We start from the raw sequence: 15,811 nt of genomic DNA, 5'->3' as shown, positions 1-15,811 counted from the left end.
GTCTCCGATGCTCACTAAGCTTGTCCTTCGCGCAGCGTCTCCAAGAGTTGTGCTGGCTATTCGGCTTTGCACTCACGCATCTCTGATATAAATCAAAACGTCTATTTTGCTGAAACTATACACTGGTAAAATTTTCAGCATAAAAAAGCCAAAATATAATCTCTCCTTTACTAGACTTTGGTTTAGTTTATATATTAAACTACAGTAAGCCGATAGAAATAATGGGTTTTTATGGAAAGCCTCCAAAACGTCAGTCAAGAGTTGAATGTAGCAGGAGACACAACTCTGGAGGACTTAGAACAGTTCACTCCAAAAGAGTTCAAAAAAGACATTTTCAAAAAACTCAGAGGTGGATTCTTTTTAGTACTAGGATATTTATTGTCACCCCTATGTTGGTGGAATGACCTACTATTTAATTTGCCAATAGCTTATGGTTTTGGGTATGCATGTAGTTTACTTTCCCCAAAATTACTTCTACCTTGTTCAATTATCGGATATTGGCTCTCTAATATTGTGGGGATTCTCTTGATGCAATTCGGTTCTAAAGACATTTTTCAAAAAGAACCTCAACATAACCTCAAAAAAGAATTAATCACCGGTTTAATTTCTTCAACAGCTTATACCTTGTTGATTATGCTATTGCTCCAGTTGAAAATACTTGATTCTCCTATTTTATTCTCCAACGGTTAATTTAGTTTATCACATTTATACATAACAAAAAGATCGCCGACTTATTAAAGAAGTCGGCGATCTGAATCGTCTCAGTATAAAGCAAATCATTGAAAAATAATCTCAATTTTCATCAAATTTTAAAAACTCACTTAAATTCAACAATTTTGGAGCCTCCTTACTGATAATTAATGGTAACTTACCATTCCATTTTTCTATTGCTTGCCTTTGCAGAATTTCGGGAGTTAAACCATCACGTAATAATCTGTGTGCTTCAGCTTCTCCTTTTGCTAAATTGACTTTTGCTTCAGCCTCCTTTGTTGCTTTCAAGGCGATAAACTCTGCTTGTTTTGCTTCTTGTTCAGCAATCTGCTTCGCCTCCACCGCTTCACCAAATCTTTCAGAAAAACGGACATGAACTAGAGAAATATCATCAACTGCAACGTGATAGCTACCCAATCGTGTGGATAATGCATCATCTACTCCGCCTTTGACTTCTCCTCGTTTAGTAATAATTTCTTCAGCAGTATACTTTGCCATTACTGCTTTTAGCACTTCTTCAACTGCTGGGTTAATAATCCGAATAACTACATTTTGTTCATCTCCAATTTCTTGAAAAATAGCATTTGCTTGCTGGGGAATAATATGCCAATTGATAGCAACATCAGTGAAAACATTTTGTAAATCTTTAGAAGAAGCCTCAGCCGAAATTTCCTGTTTTTGGACTCGAATACTCAACTTTTTTACAGTATTAACTACAGGAATAATTAAGTGAAGTCCTTCACCTAATATCTGGTTTTGTACTTCGCCAAATTTCATCAATACACCACGTTCACCTGCATTTACAATCACACAAGGCGTGAGAAGGAGAGTTATTAGGAACAAAAGAGCAGTTAGTTTACCAGCACTGTTAAAAGTTGTATTTTTTTTCATCTGTGTGAAACATGTATGTGTCTTGCATAAGTAACTAGTCAAATTAAATATAAAACCTCACCCTCAATTCGGCTTCCCTCTTTGCGAGTTCGGAGAGGGATTGAGGGTGAGGTTTTATCTTATGTTTAATTACGCCTACCTACTTAGAGACACATACGGAGTTGTAAGCTTCTTCGGGCTATACTCTTATAACTTTGGCTCTAAGTCAATTTTCATATAACTGAGCAGTTAATGTGTTCAATATATATACAGGCATATAGTTAAGCCGACAATGTGTACTTTACTACCCCAACTTTCAGCTAGTGGAGGTTAGAGTAGCTTTATGTTTACCTGAATTACTGTAAGAATATCGAAAAAATGTAGTTACTTCAGCAATTGCAATGCTCATCTGGGTGTCGTCGGTGTAGTTGCCAGGATTGAGTTGAAAACGCGGATGTTCGACGTATCGACTAAAATCATTGTTAACGATTATCTCGTCACTATATTCAAAGCGTGCACCGTAAGCATTTGCAATCCCTAACTCTAGCAGCATATTCGGATCAAACTAAAAACGGACGCGCCATAAAAAAGCTAGAAACTGATTTAGCATCTACCGGCTCTCCCTCCAGAATCGCTTTCTCTAATTCTTCGGGAGTCAAAAACACAGTTTCGATATCCTCGTCTCCATCTTGTGGTGGTGGTGTTTCCAGCTTTTCTAAATCTCGTGCCAGAAAAGCATAGATAATTTCATCAGAATAGCCGGGAGCTAAGAAAAACTCGCCTAGTTTATCCCATTTTTTGGCACTATAGCCAGTTTCTTCTTGAATCTCACGCTGTATCGTCTCTAAAGGTTCTTCAGTTGGTTCTACAGTTCCCGCCGGAAATTCTAATATCCGTCCCTGAATTGCAAAACGATACTGGCGCACGAGAACAAGTTTACCCTCTGGCGTTATCGGCACAGCTAGAGCGCCACCAGGGTGACGAATACATTCCCATTCTCCTTCTGATTTATTAGGCAAACGCAAGCGATTAACTTCAAAATCAAATTTGCGTCCTTTATAAAACAGGCGCTGTCTTAGTAGTTGTGGTAATTCTCTACCTAATGGCATAATAAAATCTGATTATCTGTGAATACAGAGGTGAAATCAGCCTTCTTCTGCGTTTAATGATGGTATTTTTAATTGCCCATCAATAAGTGTACATCAGAACAGTCTACATCTTTCAGCAGTTCTTTAATAACATACCCGGATACTGGTTCTATCCAATCTGGGGCAATTTCTGCCAGTGGAACTAACACAAAAGCTCGATCCCGCATTCGTGGATGCGGAATTTGAAGATTTGGTGTATCAAGAATAATGTCATCAAATAATAACAAATCTAAATCCAGGATTCGTGGCCCCCAGCGTTCCTGACGCACACGCCCAAATTGTTGTTCAATTCCTAACAAAGTTTCTAATAACTCTTGGGCTGTGATTTCTACCTGCAATGTGACGCAGCCATTTAGGTAATCGGGCTGTGGGGGACCGACAGCTTTGGTTTGATACCAATTTGATCTAGCTTCTAAGACAATACCTGGGGTTTGGGCTAAAGTTTCTATAGCTGTTTCTAAAATTGTCTGTGAATCGCCGATATTACTACCAAGGGCAACGGCGCTTCTTCTTAGCTCTGCTTCGGCGTAGCTCGCCTTAATTAACCTAGAGTTGGGCTGTATATGGGGATACTTCGGTATACCAGTTCCAAAAAATGCCAATAAGTTTTATATTCCGAATAGTTATCAAAGTTGCAATTTTTTTACAAAACTCAATTAATCAAATCTAAAAGACATTATTTTTTTTTATAGTGAATTTAGTTAATTATTTATAGGATATTATACTAACACAGAGGTAGTGCTATAACCCCAAAGCTGATTAATGGTGGTTATACATTTGCTACTTTGAGCGAGGAACTGACGTGGGGAAGCTTACCTCCTGGTTCAAGCGAAGACCAACTAATTTGAGTGACTCTGGACAAGGAGGAACAAATGAGAAGCTTACCACTAGCACATCTGGCGCAGGCGAGGCAGTTACTGAGCAAATGAAAATTTTCCCATCTAGGATGAAGGCTAATCAGGCAACTCGTGGTAAACCACTCTATCGTCGCATCTGGTTTTGGGCAGGCTTGGGTGTAGGTGGTGGGATAGCTGCCTTCATCTACGGCATCAATTTAATAGATCGGACTTTGCCAGATCAGGCACAGTTGAATGCCGTGGTTAGAGAGCAAACACTGACCATAAAAGCTGCTGATGGAACTATATTACAACAACAAGGTGAAACGGCCAGAGAACAGCTAAAGCTGGAACAAATACCAGATAATTTAAAAAAAGCTTTCATCGCCTCAGAAGATAGAAGATTTAAGCAACACAACGGATTTGATCCACAAGGGATTGCCAGAGCCGGTTTGAATAATTTGCGATCGCAAGGTGTGGTAGAAGGTGCTAGCACCATCACCCAACAGCTAGCGCGGATTCTGTTTTTGAAACAAGAACAGACAATCTGGCGCAAAGTCAAAGAAATCCGTCTAGCACAAAAAATGGAGAATGAATTAACCAAAGATCAGATTTTAGAGCGTTACCTAAATCTGGTTTATTTGGGAGGTGGAGCTTATGGTGTGGCAGATGCATCCTGGGTATACTTTAGTAAAACGCCAGACCAGCTTTCTTTAGCCGAAATGGCAACGATAGCTGGATTAGCCCCTGCTCCTAGCTTATACGCTCCAGACAAGAATCCAGAAGCGGCAAAACGGCGGCGGGACTTAGTATTGCAACGGATGCAAGAAGATAAAATAATTACACCAGAACAAAGGCAGGCAGCAGTCCAAGAACCACTGACTCTCAAAACCAGTTTACCCAAGCGAGTGCAAGTAGAATCACCCTACTTTACCAGCTACATCCAAAAAGAATTGCCGAAGTATGTTTCTGCTAACGTGCTAAAAAGTGAGGGATTAGTAGTAGAAACTACGCTGAACCCGACTTGGCAGAAAGTCGCAGAAGAAGCAGTTGCCAAAACCCTGCGAAATCAAGGACGGTGGGAGAGCTTTAAGCAAGGAGCAATGGTAGCCATTGACCCCCGCAACGGTGAAATTAAGGCAATGGTTGGGGGAAAAGACTTTGGTAAAAACCAGTTTAATCGGGTTACTCAGGCACAACGGCAGCCAGGATCGACATTTAAAGGGTTTGTATATGCCACTGCGATCGCTAGCGGTAAAAGCCCCTACGATAGCTATGAAGATGCGCCCTTTGTCGTAGATGGTTATGAACCGAAAAACTATAGTGAAAAGTTCCACGGTTCCATGAACATGCGAGATGCCCTCACCCGCTCTGTTAATATTATTGCGGTCAAAGTGTTGATTGATGTAGGGTTTACCCCAACAATTAAACTTGCCCATGATATGGGGATAAAATCTGAGTTAAAGCCCACCTACTCCTTAGCTCTCGGCTCAAATGAAGTGAATTTGCTAGAGTTGACCAGCGCTTATGGCAGTTTTGCTACTCAGGGATTGCACACAGAGCCTCATGGTATTACTCGCATCCTCAACCGCCAAGGCAAGGTGATCTGGTCAGCTAATTTCAAGCCACAACAGGCCCTTGACCCTGACAGTGCCGCCATCATGACTTGGATGTTACGCAACGTCGTAGAAGAGGGGACTGGTGCTGCTGCTCAATTAGGTAATAGACCAGTTGCAGGCAAAACCGGCACCTCCGATGAAGCCCGCGATTTATGGTTTATTGGTTACATTCCCCAAATGGTGACAGGCGTTTGGCTAGGTAACGATGATAACCACCCCACAGACGGCAGTAGTGGTAGTGCGGCTTACACCTGGCACGAATTTATGGAAAAAGCCGCAGAAGGGATGCCGATAGAAAAGTTTCCCAAACGTCCCAATTTAGAAGGTCGAAAAGGCACCATCAAAGCCCAGACCATCAAGCCCAAACAAGTGCTGAATCGTTCTATCTCTTCTGATGAGAATGACTCAAAAGGGGAAAGGCAAACTGCTAGAAATTCTAATTCTGAAGATAGTAGTTCATCTAGGAGACGTAAGAGGAGGAGCTATTCTCAAGAAGAACAGCAATCGAGCGATTATACCCCAAGACACAGAAGGCGCGATGCCTACGGCGGGCTACGCCTACGCACCGAAGAATCAAGTTCCAATAACTCTTCCTCAGAATCATCAAGTCCACAGAGGCGATCTAGAAGAGGAGAATCTGATTCTTCTCCCACGCCTCAAAGAAGTCGGCGCTCGTCTTCTCCGGCAAATAGTTCCGGTTCTTCAGATTCATCATCACAGCCATCCTGGCGCGATAGACTTAAACCTTCTAACTAATCGGCATTGGGCATCCCAACTCTTGGAGACGCTACGCGAACGGCTTACCTTGGCAACGCTTGGCATAAGTCGCTCAGGGCAAGTGGGCATTGGGAATTGGTCAATAATCAATAGTTCTTCTTCCCCTGCTCCCTCATCCCCCAGCAAGAACTGCCCCCATCCTCTTTTCTATGCAATATGAAGTTACTCAAACTAAACTCCAGAGGGATGTTAAGTGATACGCTCATTCTATAGTGTGTCAAGTAGTGTTACTTAACATTGGAGAATATACTCATGCTTATATTGATGCAGGCAGCAGATTCAGTTGCAACAGGTGGTGGTCAGTTTCCTTTTGCTTTCACCTTGGTGTATGTCGTTGGTTTTATTGCTGCTGTAACCATTGGTTCAATAGCTTGGTACAACTCGAAACGCCCCGCAGGTTGGGAAAGCAAAGAGCGTCCTGATTTTGTGCCTAAGGTTGATAAAGAAGAAACTCCGGGTCTGGGCGATCCGAAGTCATAATTTAGTCATTAGTGAGCCAGCGCGGTCTTGGGGGTTTCCCCCATGAGTGACTGGCGTTCGCCCTTGGCGTGCCGGAGGCATCACCCGTGAAGGTCATTAGTTATTAGTTATTAGACTATGGACTTTTGACTATGATTAGTTTTGCACGTCAACCCAACGACGGTAAAGCTTTTGAATTTGTTTGAGAAGTGCATTGTGAGCCGGTTGAGTTGAATCATTCGGCTTCCCTATATCCTGTAATTGGGTCAAGAGTCTGGCTTCTTCGACGGCAACTTCGCCATCGCTATAAATTAAGCCACTGATTGCTTCAATTAGATTTTCACAATCTTCAAGACTGGGGCGATCGCCTAAATACTCCCGCACCCATTCATAGCATTCTTTTGGCTGTACAGGAACGAATTCATACAGCCAAGGCTTAATTTCTGGATCGTTAGCCAAACCTTTTGCTTGAGCTATTTCGCGGAGATATTGCCGTTCTTCTGGTTGGATTCTGCCATCAATCCAGGCGGCTCCAATCAGGATTTTAACTAAGTTTTTGACATTGTAAGGGGTAACCATTGCTGCCTCCTCTGGTAGATTCAAGCCTCCACCAAATAGTACAATCCCAAACAGTATTCATTCGTAATTATTGGTTTTTCTTAAGCGCACCATAAAAAAGCCATCCATGTCCTGTCTATGAGGCCAGACTTTAAACCAACCTTGAGGCGTGCTATATCCAGACACAGGCAACTCAAAGCCGCTTGGAGACTGAATTTGCCAATCACGAAACTCAGCTAAAAATGCCGAAATTACTTCTTCGTTTTCTGCTGGATGCAATGTACAGGTGGCATAAACTAGTACACCACCAGGTTTGACATAAGTTGATGTATGTGTTAATAATTCTTTTTGCAGCACCGAAAGTTCCCGGACAGATTCTGGTGTCTGTCGCCAACGAGCATCAGCATGACGGTGCATAGTTCCTAGTCCAGAACATGGAGCATCTAATAATAGCCGGTCTGCGGTGTTTTTAAATTGGTTGAAGTGGCGGCTGTCACCAGTGTAAATTTGAATAGATTGTAAATTCAGCCGTTGAGAATTTTCTTGGAGTTTGCGAAGCCGAGAGGGAGTGCGATCGCAAGCCCAAATTTTACCCTTATCTGCCATTAACTCAGCAATGTGGGTTGTTTTACCCCCTGGTGCAGCACAGACATCAATTACCACCTCACCGGGTTGGGGGTCGAGCAAATGACTTACCAATTGGGCGCTACTATCTTGGACAGTCCACCAACCTTCTTTGAAACCAGGTAGTTTTTGAATTGACCCAGCATTACCAAGTAATCGTAAAGCTTGAGGTAAATGAGCAATCCGTCTCACCAAAATACCAACAGATTGCAAAGCCGCCTCAACTTCTTCGATGGAAATGCGAAGTGGGTTGATACGCAAGTCAATTGTTGGTGTTTGGTTCATCCATTTACACAGTTGTTCTGTCTCAACCAAACCCAGTTGTTCTAACCAGACTTGAATAATCCAGTCAGGAAAGCTGTGTAAAATACCCAACCGTTCGACTGGGTTTTCTGGAAGTTGTAACGGATCGATGTGGGGGGATAAAGGAGTATTTTCTTCCCTGGCTCCCCCTGCTCCCCCTGCTCCCCCTGCTCCCCCTGCTCCCCCTGCTCCCCCTGCTTTTCTAAGATACTGGCGTAATAGACCGTTTACAAAACCTGTGAGTCCAGAAAAACCGTTTTCTTTAGCGAGTTGGACGGTGGTATTAACAGCAGCTGAGGCGGGAATACGCTGTTGATAACGCAGTTGGTAGAAGCCCAGATGTAAGATAGTACGGAGGTCTTGCGGTTGTTGATGAGATTTCTTTTTGGCGAGTTGATCGATGAGAGTATCAAGAGTGCGCTGCCTTCTGACGCTTCCATAAACCAATTCTGTCAGCAAGCGGCGATCGCTATCAGGCAAACTAACTTTTTGCAGCACTCTATCTAAGGCAACATCAGCATAAGCCCCCTTATGAACATCTCGCAGGGCGATAAAAGCTAGTTGACGGGGGTTTGTCATGGAAACTTAATTCAGGAGTCAGGAGGCTTCTGTATTTTAACTCCCAACTCCCAACTCCTAACTCCTAACTCCTAACTCCTAACTCCTAACTCCCAACTCCTAACTCCTAACTTCCCTATCAAGTCATATACGGGTCTACACTGGCGATTTCAAACTCACATGCTCTCGAAACCTGTTCTGCTGGTAATTTACCAAAGCTGATTAATGGTAAATAAGTGGGGTTTGCCATCAGTTCTTTTGCTAATAAGAATCCAGTAATTGTCCAAGTTTGATATTTGCGAGCTTGTTTGCCAATTAGTCGCCCTTTCTTACCGTCGTAATATTCTGGCCATTCATCTGTACTGAGGCGTCCTTGGGCAGTTTCAATAGCCTTTTGTGCAAGACTTGTTTTGTTAGTTTTCACCGCCGCCGCCGCTAACATCCACATTAAAACTGGCCAACTACCAGCATTATGATACGACCAGGGGATATTTTTAGGGTCACATCCAGTTACAATTCTGTATTCTTCATGTTCTAAAGCTGGGAAACAAATTTTCATTGGCATATCTCCCACCAAATCATCCCATCGTTCCTCAATGAGAGTCATAATTCCTTGTGACTGTTCTTCGGTGGCTAAGTCTGAAATGATTGCCATTAAGTTTCCGAGTGAAAAGAAGCGAGTATCTAGCTGCGACGGACCGACATTACCTGCTAGATAACCACCTTTTCTTGGCAGCCACTTATCTAATTCATAATAGGGAACAGAATCTACATATATGTTGAACAGATTAATAGCACCCTTGCCATATTCTTCACTTTTGAAGCGATAAATTGCATTCAGGCGATTAATATCTATCCAATAATGCTGGCGAATATGAGCGCATAAAAGAGGCAACCGGTTATCAATGGCTGCAACAATATCAGAATTACCTTGGCAAACTAGCAGTTCACGAGATGCACGCAATGCCGTGTAAAAAAGTACTTGTAGTTCTATAGGATGTCCATAAATGCCCATACGACGGTCAATCATACAAGCACCATCAGGAACCAACAGCGTTGGGTACATATCAAAACGATTCGCCAAGCAGATTTCCATGATTAACCTGATACCATTTTGGAATTCAGGTTGATAGGCTAGAGAAAAATCTTCTGTGGCGACTACATAAGCACGCAATAAAATAATCCACCATAAGCAAGAATCTACGGGTGTAACTCTAGCGATCGCATGTTCACCAAAATCAGCCTCTAAATATTCTTGCCCATTTTCTGATACAACTTTAAAGCTAGCTGGAATTAATCCTCGTCCAGGCTTATAGGCATCTAATGCTCTTTCTTTAGGCTGTAATTTTAAGGTTTCTTCTAAGAAATTGCGAACAATATCTGTTCTACCTTTGATCAGAAAAATTAGACCTGAAGAGACAAAATCCCGAACAAAGCACTGGTCATAATTAAGCGCTTCTACAGATGCATCATAAGCGGCTACCGTCCCAACAGGCCGTCCCTGATAATAGAGAATTGATTTTTCTAGTGTTCGCCAAGCTTCTTCGACTTCTTTTAAATTTTCAGTAGTTTCCAATTCGTTTACATGCATCGCCAGAATAGCTCCATTTGGATTGTGAATTTGTGGTAGATGCGTCTTCATTTATTATTTTTGCCATTCTCAGCATAACAAAAACGATTCTTTGAATAGCAAATATAATTTGGAGAAAAATTAATCAACTAAAAACGAATAAATCGGCTTACAGATGCAGCTTTATTGTTAGTTAATTTGCTTATAATAGATTACTCTTTTGGTGAATTATAGTTGTTGTTCCTCACCGCAAGCAGTAACATGATTTTAAAACAGTCACACAAGATATATTTTTAGATTATTTATTGTTCCGTTTCATGTACAGAATTTTTGCTTTACCAAATAAGAACATATCTTCAGTGCTGTTTAGGATTTGCATGAAGTTAAAATTAGTTGCAGTATATTTACTTGATCCGGATTAGTTTTTGACACTAAGAAGTCAGATTATTCCCCTATAATCTAATAATTTATAACGTTTTTTCAAAATATGCAAGATGAATTATTCAAAAAGTCAAGATGTCAATACTTCTGAAGAGTTATATATTTTACCGCATTTGACATTGGTGAGCGTTTAACTGCTCCTGGAATTCTTTATAAGCTTGATTAATTGCTTGCATTGAGGCTTTTGCGATTGTAGAACTGTTGATATCAGGATGATACAATCTTGCTAATTGAAGGTAAGCAAGTTTGACATGTTTGGGGCGATCGCTCTGATTTACACCCAAGACTTCCCACCATTCCCCAGATAATACAGAGTCGAGAGTAAATTTATCAAAGTTTGGTATTTGACTCCAAATCTTGATGCTTCCGCCATTACTGCCACTTACCAGCGTTTTGCCATCAGCACTGAAAGCAACAGGACTACACCCAGAAAGACTTTGTAGCAGTTCCCCAGTATGTAGGTTCCAAAGTTTTATGATACTGTCTCTGCTGGCACTGGCGAGAGTTTTTCCATCGGGGCTGATGGCAACAGACAAAACTGCTGCTGAGTGTCCAACCAGAGTACTGAGTAATTCTCCAGTTTGGAGATTCCACAGCTTTATTGTGGTGTCGGTGCTACCACTAATAAGAGTTTGACTGTTAAGACTAATAATAACTGTATTCACCGCTCCCAAATGTTCAGTGAGAATATAACGCTGTTGCCAAGTTTTTAAATCCCAAACTCTAATTGTCTTATCAGCACTACTGCTTGCAAGGATTTTACCATCGGGGCTGATTGTCACAGACAAAACTGGATCTGAGTGTCCATTTAAGGTGCGTTTTATTGTTCCCGTGTAGCGTCCCCAAATTCTAATTGTCTTATCAGCACTACCACTAGCAAGAATTGCCCCATCAGGACTATATGCTACCGAGTTAACAAAGCCATTATGACTGTAAGGAGAACTTAAATAAAAGAATGTCCCGTGAAATTTTCTTGTATCCATCTGCCAACTGCTGATTTTGCAATCGACACTACCACTTGCAATCTGCTGTCCATCAGGGCTGATAGCAACAGATAAAACTGCCTCTGCTTGTCCAGAGAACGTGTAAAGCCATTTTCCGGTTTTCAAATTCCACAAATTAACTTGTCTGTCATCACTGCCACTGATTAAGGTAGTACCATCAGGACTGATAGCGATCGCATTAACTGCCGCTAAGTGTCCTTTGAGTGTGCGTACACATCTCCAGGTTTCAGGTAGCTGGGTTGTCAGAGATATTCTTTCTACTTCAATATTGGGAATAGAAGGTTTAGGGGTAACAAATTCTGATTTTTTCTTGAATTCAGCCTTAAGTGCTTGTAACTCATCTTCGACTTCCAAAGCAGCAAATTTTTGGTTGAGATCCTCACCAGATAAAAATGCTTCTAATTCCATCACTGCTTCGGAATAGTAGTCCATCAGCAAAACTTTTTCTTCCATTCGTTCAAAAAGCTGTGCTGGAGTTTCGCTAATTCCCGATTCATCTAACAGTTTGGCAATCCCATAGGCGGCGAGTCCCACCACTGCACCAATTCCTGCCATCGGTACTCCACCAATCCCAAATGCCAGCCCTACTTTAGGTGCGACTAAACCCATACCACCGACGACGTTATAAATGCCAGCACCGCCGACTGCACCAATTCCTATTGTACCAAAAGCAGCTGCATCTCCCTGTGCGATCGCATTAATTGCGCCATAAGCAGCTGCACCAGCCACAGCGCCAGCAGCTACTACAGGAGTTACACCAATACCAACTGCACCAAATCCGCCTGCTAATCCCATCCCGCCTACAGTTGCAGAAACACCAGCACCTGCTAGGGTTCCGCCTGCGATAAATGCTGCACCTGTTTTAGAGTTTTGTGTCACTGGTTTTATTTATAGGTAGTTTAAGTTCCTTACAGCATAGACTTAATAAATTTTTCTGACTTCAGGGAAATTTATGAAATCTTGATAGGATATGTAAGTTTTTAATAAACCGCAGAGGCGCAGAGAAAGCAGAGGAAGAGAGATTTATGAAATAGTGAAAGCCCTTCGGTAAGTTCACCGAAGGGCTAAAAATAATATTTGTCCCAGAGGTACTGTGCAAAGTTTAAATTTAATCTTGCACAACTCTTGTAATAAACTAAATTTAAGCGTTTGGCTCACTGTGGTTAAGAGCTTCCCATGCGCGGTATCCAATATAGCCAACTCCTGCTGTTACGGCTACTGGAACTAATACCGGAGCTGCTACGACTGAACCAACCGCAGCCCCCGCGGCGGCTATAGTTCCACTTGCAGCCGTTGTTACTGCTGAACTAACCGCAGCCCCAGCCACTGCTAGAGTTGCCGCGTGTCCCGTAGCAACCAGCGTTACCGCGCTGCCCGAAGCCACTCCCGCAGCAAATGCCGTCATATTTCCACATTCTGACTCACACTTGAAGATTTCTATCTTTACATCTCCTAATGCCCTAGCTGGAGCAGGTGAAATAGTCAGAGCGCTAGTCACTATAAGTAGTGTAACTATACACATCGAAATCAGTCTTTTAGCCTTTTGAAATAAACGTTGCATAAGATTTATTGTCTTAATTTAATGTTGATAAATCACGGAAGCGATCTACCTCAGCTTAAGAAACATAAGCTACAACGTCACCAGTAATTTACGCAAAGCAGCAAAAGGCCAAAATTCTCTTGAGACAATAGTGAGTCAGTTCTTTAAAAAACGACAGGCAAATGGTTTACAGTCAAAAGTACTTGCATCTATCCGTGACACCTTACTCCCCAAACTCCTATCAGGCGAAATCCGCGTCAAAGAAGCTGAAAAAGTATTAGAGGCGCTTAAATGGCCAGAGTTTATTTAGACACAAGTATTTATAACCGCCCCTTTGATGACCAAACACAGCCAAAAGTATTTCTAGAAACACAAGCTGTCATCTTTATTTTACAAATGGTCGAAGCAAAATTAATAGAATTAGTTAGTTCTTCAGTTCTAGAATATGAAAATAGCCGTAACCCTTTTCCTATAAACCAACAGTCAATGGAGCGATACTTACAAATAGCTACATTGAGAGTATTGCTAGATGAAAACATTAGAGGGAGAGCAAAACACCTAGAACAACAAGGGACTAAAGCCATTGATGCTCTCCACGTTGCTTGTGCCGAAGCTTCTCAAAGTGATTATTTTATCACTTGCGATAAGAGATTAATCAATCGCTGTCAAGGTTTAACACTCAAAACAATCAACCCCACTGATTTTATTTTGGATATAGAAAATGACAATTAAAGTTATTAACGAACAGCAAAACCTACAAGAAGTAATACAGGTTTTACTCGCACATTTAGAGCCATCCAAAGTGATGAAATTTTGGGCAGCTTGTAAATTAGGCGAAGGTGATTATTTACAACTAAAAGACAAGCTGTTTGCTCAGGAGGATGTTGATAGCTTGTACGAAAAAATTAAAGCTTATCAAGACAATGAATGATAATTTACAATTTTTAGATGTCGTTGCCCTAACCGAAGACTTACCAGAATTGGAGTTATATCGCGGCCAAGTAGGAACGATTGTAGATGAATATGAGCCTGGAGTTTTTGAAGTAGAATTCAGCGACTTAACAGGACGAGCTTATGCAGTAGAAACTTTAAACCGACTTTCCGCACTTCATCGTGTAATATGCGTAGATTTCCCATAGGTGGAAAAAAATGGTTAAATCAACAACATAAATCGCCAATGGTATTCAATATTAATACTTAATAATTTGAACATTATTAGGAATTTTTATTGAAAAGATAGATAATACATTTTGAAGTGCGGAATGTGGGTTTAAATGCTAATCAGCTAATGACTTTATATCACCAGCCGATTGTGGAAAAACATTATTGGTTTAACTCCCCTCCCCCACACACGATTATCATTTTTATTGAGCTTATTGCGTCCATCTTCTTCTTGTTCAATCTCTATCGTGAAGTTCATAGCCAGTGAAGGTATTGTAATAAAAGCTATTCCTGAATAAAACAAAAAATTTATATGACTTCAGTTGATTCTAGCAAGCACAAAAAAGCCAAAGCCTTAAAACCTACTAGCCGCCGCCCTGCTAAAGAACTCTGTAGCGAGTGTGGGCTATGCGATACATACTATATCCACTATGTCAAGGAAGCCTGCGCTTTTATTAATCAGCAGATAGGTGAACTTGAAGAAGAAACACACACGCGATCGCGCCATCTCGACAACCCCGATGAACTCTACTTTGGTGTTCATCAAGACATGATAGCGGCGCGGAAACAACAGCCCATCGAAGGCGCACAATGGACGGGTATTGTTAGCAGCATCGCCATTGAAATGCTCAATCGCGGCTTAGTTGAAGGTGTCGTCTGTGTGCAAAATACCAAAGAAGACCGCTTTCAACCCATGCCGATCATCGCCCGGACTCCAGAAGAAATACTAGCAGCGCGGGTAAATAAACCAACACTTTCCCCGAACCTTTCTGTGTTGGAACAGATAGAAAAATCGGGGATGAAACGGCTATTAGTAATTGGTGTTGGTTGTCAAATCCAGGCATTACGAGCCGTAGAAAAACAACTTGGTTTAGAAAAGCTGTATGTTTTGGGTACACCCTGCGTAGATAATGTGAACCGCGCCGGTCTGCAAAAATTCTTAGAAACCACCAGCCGATCGCCTGATACAGTTGTGCATTACGAATTCATGCAAGACTTCCGGGTTCACTTCAAACATGAGGATGGCTCATCTGAAACTGTGCCTTTCTTTGGCTTGAAGACTAACCAGCTTAAAGATGTTTTTGCCCCATCTTGTATGAGTTGCTTTGATTACGTCAACTCCCTAGCCGATTTAGTCGTTGGCTATATGGGCGCACCCTTCGGCTGGCAATGGATTGTAGTTAGAAATGACATAGGTAAGGAAATGCTGGATTTGGTGAAAGACCAGTTAGATACTCAACCAGTGACATCTAAAGGCAACCGGAAGGAAGCTGTACAGCAAAGTATTCCCGCTTACGATAAAGGCGTTACCCTGCCGATGTGGGCGGCAAAACTCATGGGTGTGGTAATCGAAAGAATCGGCCCCAAGGGTTTGGAATATGCGCGGTTTTCCATTGATTCTCACTTTACTCGGAATTATTTGTATGTAAAGCGAAATTATCCAGAGAAATTAGAAGCGCATGTTCCAGAATTTGCCAAGCGTATTGTTGGGCAATATAAGTTACCGGAGTAGTGTTTCGCCTTTGTGTTAAATATATCTGAGCCTGCAAAAGCAGGCTTTTTTCTCTAGTGGCAAACTTATATACTAAGTAGTAAAAGCTTGTTTGGAATTTTTTGCTGAGGTACAGTACT

The 15,811-nt window shown here is 41.8% G+C and carries 17 protein-coding genes; 8 read left to right on the top strand and 9 right to left on the bottom strand.

All coding sequences use genetic code 11. The features are described 5' to 3' along the window. The first annotated feature begins 231 nt into the window (after positions 1 to 231). Entirely contained in the window at positions 232 to 690 is a 459-nt protein-coding gene (locus tag V7K32_RS01180) for a hypothetical protein (protein WP_334989570.1), read from the top strand. A gap of 102 nt (positions 691 to 792) precedes the next feature. On the opposite strand, the gene V7K32_RS01175 is transcribed toward V7K32_RS01180, so the two are convergent. The 4 genes from V7K32_RS01175 to folK form a co-directional block, all read right to left on the bottom strand. Then, positions 793 to 1,602, bottom strand: coding sequence for a prohibitin family protein (locus V7K32_RS01175; RefSeq protein WP_334989568.1), 810 nt, complete (start codon positions 1,600 to 1,602; stop codon positions 793 to 795). Positions 1,603 to 1,897: 295 nt separating this feature from the next. Then, positions 1,898 to 2,134: an ADP-ribosylglycohydrolase family protein gene (locus V7K32_RS01170; protein WP_334989566.1), complete on the bottom strand. Its 237-nt coding sequence runs from the start codon at positions 2,132 to 2,134 to the stop codon at positions 1,898 to 1,900. Positions 2,135 to 2,141: 7 nt separating this feature from the next. Continuing rightward, positions 2,142 to 2,690: an NUDIX hydrolase gene (locus V7K32_RS01165; protein ID WP_334989564.1), complete on the bottom strand. Its 549-nt coding sequence runs from the start codon at positions 2,688 to 2,690 to the stop codon at positions 2,142 to 2,144. A gap of 68 nt (positions 2,691 to 2,758) precedes the next feature. Then, positions 2,759 to 3,271 (bottom strand): 2-amino-4-hydroxy-6-hydroxymethyldihydropteridine diphosphokinase, encoded by a 513-nt coding sequence (gene folK / locus V7K32_RS01160; protein WP_442938681.1) that lies wholly within the window; start codon positions 3,269 to 3,271, stop codon positions 2,759 to 2,761. 383 nt (positions 3,272 to 3,654) lie between these two features. On the opposite strand from folK, the gene V7K32_RS01155 reads away from it, so the two are divergent. Beyond that, positions 3,655 to 5,940, top strand: a complete 2,286-nt coding sequence (locus V7K32_RS01155) for a transglycosylase domain-containing protein (RefSeq protein WP_442938680.1) — start codon at positions 3,655 to 3,657, stop codon at positions 5,938 to 5,940. Positions 5,941 to 6,213: 273 nt separating this feature from the next. After that, a complete protein-coding gene (psb35, locus tag V7K32_RS01150; protein WP_334989560.1) occupies positions 6,214 to 6,441 on the top strand; it encodes a photosystem II assembly protein Psb35 in 228 nt (75 codons plus the stop codon). Positions 6,442 to 6,576: 135 nt separating this feature from the next. On the opposite strand, the gene V7K32_RS01145 is transcribed toward psb35, so the two are convergent. From V7K32_RS01145 to V7K32_RS01125, 5 genes are all read right to left on the bottom strand, one after another. Then, complete coding sequence (locus V7K32_RS01145; RefSeq protein WP_334989558.1) at positions 6,577 to 6,999, bottom strand: tellurite resistance TerB family protein; 423 nt, start codon at positions 6,997 to 6,999, stop codon at positions 6,577 to 6,579. Positions 7,000 to 7,056: 57 nt separating this feature from the next. After that, positions 7,057 to 8,484 (bottom strand): 16S rRNA (cytosine(967)-C(5))-methyltransferase, encoded by a 1,428-nt coding sequence (locus V7K32_RS01140; protein ID WP_334989556.1) that lies wholly within the window; start codon positions 8,482 to 8,484, stop codon positions 7,057 to 7,059. Positions 8,485 to 8,602: 118 nt separating this feature from the next. Next, positions 8,603 to 10,054: a glycoside hydrolase 100 family protein gene (locus tag V7K32_RS01135; RefSeq protein ID WP_334989876.1), complete on the bottom strand. Its 1,452-nt coding sequence runs from the start codon at positions 10,052 to 10,054 to the stop codon at positions 8,603 to 8,605. A 524-nt stretch (positions 10,055 to 10,578) separates the two neighbouring features. Next, positions 10,579 to 12,357 carry a DnaJ domain-containing protein gene (locus tag V7K32_RS01130; protein ID WP_334989555.1) on the bottom strand — a complete coding sequence of 593 codons (1,779 nt, stop codon included), beginning with the start codon at positions 12,355 to 12,357 and terminating at the stop codon, positions 10,579 to 10,581. A gap of 262 nt (positions 12,358 to 12,619) precedes the next feature. Beyond that, positions 12,620 to 13,039, bottom strand: coding sequence for a hypothetical protein (locus tag V7K32_RS01125; protein ID WP_334989553.1), 420 nt, complete (start codon positions 13,037 to 13,039; stop codon positions 12,620 to 12,622). A gap of 130 nt (positions 13,040 to 13,169) precedes the next feature. On the opposite strand from V7K32_RS01125, the gene V7K32_RS01120 reads away from it, so the two are divergent. The 5 genes from V7K32_RS01120 (at position 13,170) to V7K32_RS01100 (ending at position 15,692) form a co-directional block, all read left to right on the top strand. Continuing rightward, the gene (locus tag V7K32_RS01120) at positions 13,170 to 13,328 is read left to right on the top strand and encodes a type I restriction endonuclease subunit S (protein WP_334989551.1); all 159 of its coding nucleotides are present in this window, start codon (positions 13,170 to 13,172) and stop codon (positions 13,326 to 13,328) included. Next, positions 13,310 to 13,750 carry a PIN domain-containing protein gene (locus tag V7K32_RS01115; protein ID WP_334989549.1) on the top strand — a complete coding sequence of 147 codons (441 nt, stop codon included), beginning with the start codon at positions 13,310 to 13,312 and terminating at the stop codon, positions 13,748 to 13,750. Before V7K32_RS01120 ends, V7K32_RS01115 begins: the two co-directional genes overlap by 19 nt. Next, a complete protein-coding gene (locus V7K32_RS01110; RefSeq protein WP_334989547.1) occupies positions 13,740 to 13,949 on the top strand; it encodes a hypothetical protein in 210 nt (69 codons plus the stop codon). The genes V7K32_RS01115 and V7K32_RS01110 overlap by 11 nt, the downstream gene beginning before the upstream one ends. After that, the gene (locus V7K32_RS01105) at positions 13,942 to 14,157 is read left to right on the top strand and encodes a DUF4926 domain-containing protein (RefSeq protein WP_334989545.1); all 216 of its coding nucleotides are present in this window, start codon (positions 13,942 to 13,944) and stop codon (positions 14,155 to 14,157) included. The genes V7K32_RS01110 and V7K32_RS01105 overlap by 8 nt, the downstream gene beginning before the upstream one ends. A 335-nt stretch (positions 14,158 to 14,492) precedes the next feature. Then, complete coding sequence (locus V7K32_RS01100; RefSeq protein ID WP_334989543.1) at positions 14,493 to 15,692, top strand: Coenzyme F420 hydrogenase/dehydrogenase, beta subunit C-terminal domain; 1,200 nt, start codon at positions 14,493 to 14,495, stop codon at positions 15,690 to 15,692. Positions 15,693 to 15,811 lie beyond the last annotated feature (119 nt).

It is taken from the genome of Nostoc sp., assembly GCF_036917635.1.
Taxonomy (GTDB): domain Bacteria; phylum Cyanobacteriota; class Cyanobacteriia; order Cyanobacteriales; family Nostocaceae; genus Nostoc.
Note: the sequence above shows the minus strand (reverse complement) of the source record. Positions and strands in the feature narration are given on the sequence as shown.

Excerpts from the sequence above, each read along its gene's own strand:
- V7K32_RS01175 (WP_334989568.1), bottom strand. The coding sequence starts at position 1,602 with ATGAAAAAAAATACAACTTTTAACAGTGCTGGTAAACTAACTGCTCTT.
- V7K32_RS01110 (WP_334989547.1), top strand. The coding sequence starts at position 13,740 with ATGACAATTAAAGTTATTAACGAACAGCAAAACCTACAAGAAGTAATA.
- V7K32_RS01170 (WP_334989566.1), bottom strand. The coding sequence starts at position 2,134 with ATGCTGCTAGAGTTAGGGATTGCAAATGCTTACGGTGCACGCTTTGAA.
- V7K32_RS01145 (WP_334989558.1), bottom strand. The coding sequence starts at position 6,999 with ATGGTTACCCCTTACAATGTCAAAAACTTAGTTAAAATCCTGATTGGA.
- V7K32_RS01115 (WP_334989549.1), top strand. The coding sequence starts at position 13,310 with ATGGCCAGAGTTTATTTAGACACAAGTATTTATAACCGCCCCTTTGAT.
- psb35 (WP_334989560.1), top strand. The coding sequence starts at position 6,214 with ATGCTTATATTGATGCAGGCAGCAGATTCAGTTGCAACAGGTGGTGGT.
- V7K32_RS01125 (WP_334989553.1), bottom strand. The coding sequence starts at position 13,039 with ATGCAACGTTTATTTCAAAAGGCTAAAAGACTGATTTCGATGTGTATA.
- V7K32_RS01180 (WP_334989570.1), top strand. The coding sequence starts at position 232 with ATGGAAAGCCTCCAAAACGTCAGTCAAGAGTTGAATGTAGCAGGAGAC.
- V7K32_RS01100 (WP_334989543.1), top strand. The coding sequence starts at position 14,493 with ATGACTTCAGTTGATTCTAGCAAGCACAAAAAAGCCAAAGCCTTAAAA.
- V7K32_RS01165 (WP_334989564.1), bottom strand. The coding sequence starts at position 2,690 with ATGCCATTAGGTAGAGAATTACCACAACTACTAAGACAGCGCCTGTTT.
- V7K32_RS01135 (WP_334989876.1), bottom strand. The coding sequence starts at position 10,054 with ATGCATGTAAACGAATTGGAAACTACTGAAAATTTAAAAGAAGTCGAA.
- V7K32_RS01105 (WP_334989545.1), top strand. The coding sequence starts at position 13,942 with ATGAATGATAATTTACAATTTTTAGATGTCGTTGCCCTAACCGAAGAC.
- V7K32_RS01155 (WP_442938680.1), top strand. The coding sequence starts at position 3,655 with ATGAAAATTTTCCCATCTAGGATGAAGGCTAATCAGGCAACTCGTGGT.
- V7K32_RS01140 (WP_334989556.1), bottom strand. The coding sequence starts at position 8,484 with ATGACAAACCCCCGTCAACTAGCTTTTATCGCCCTGCGAGATGTTCAT.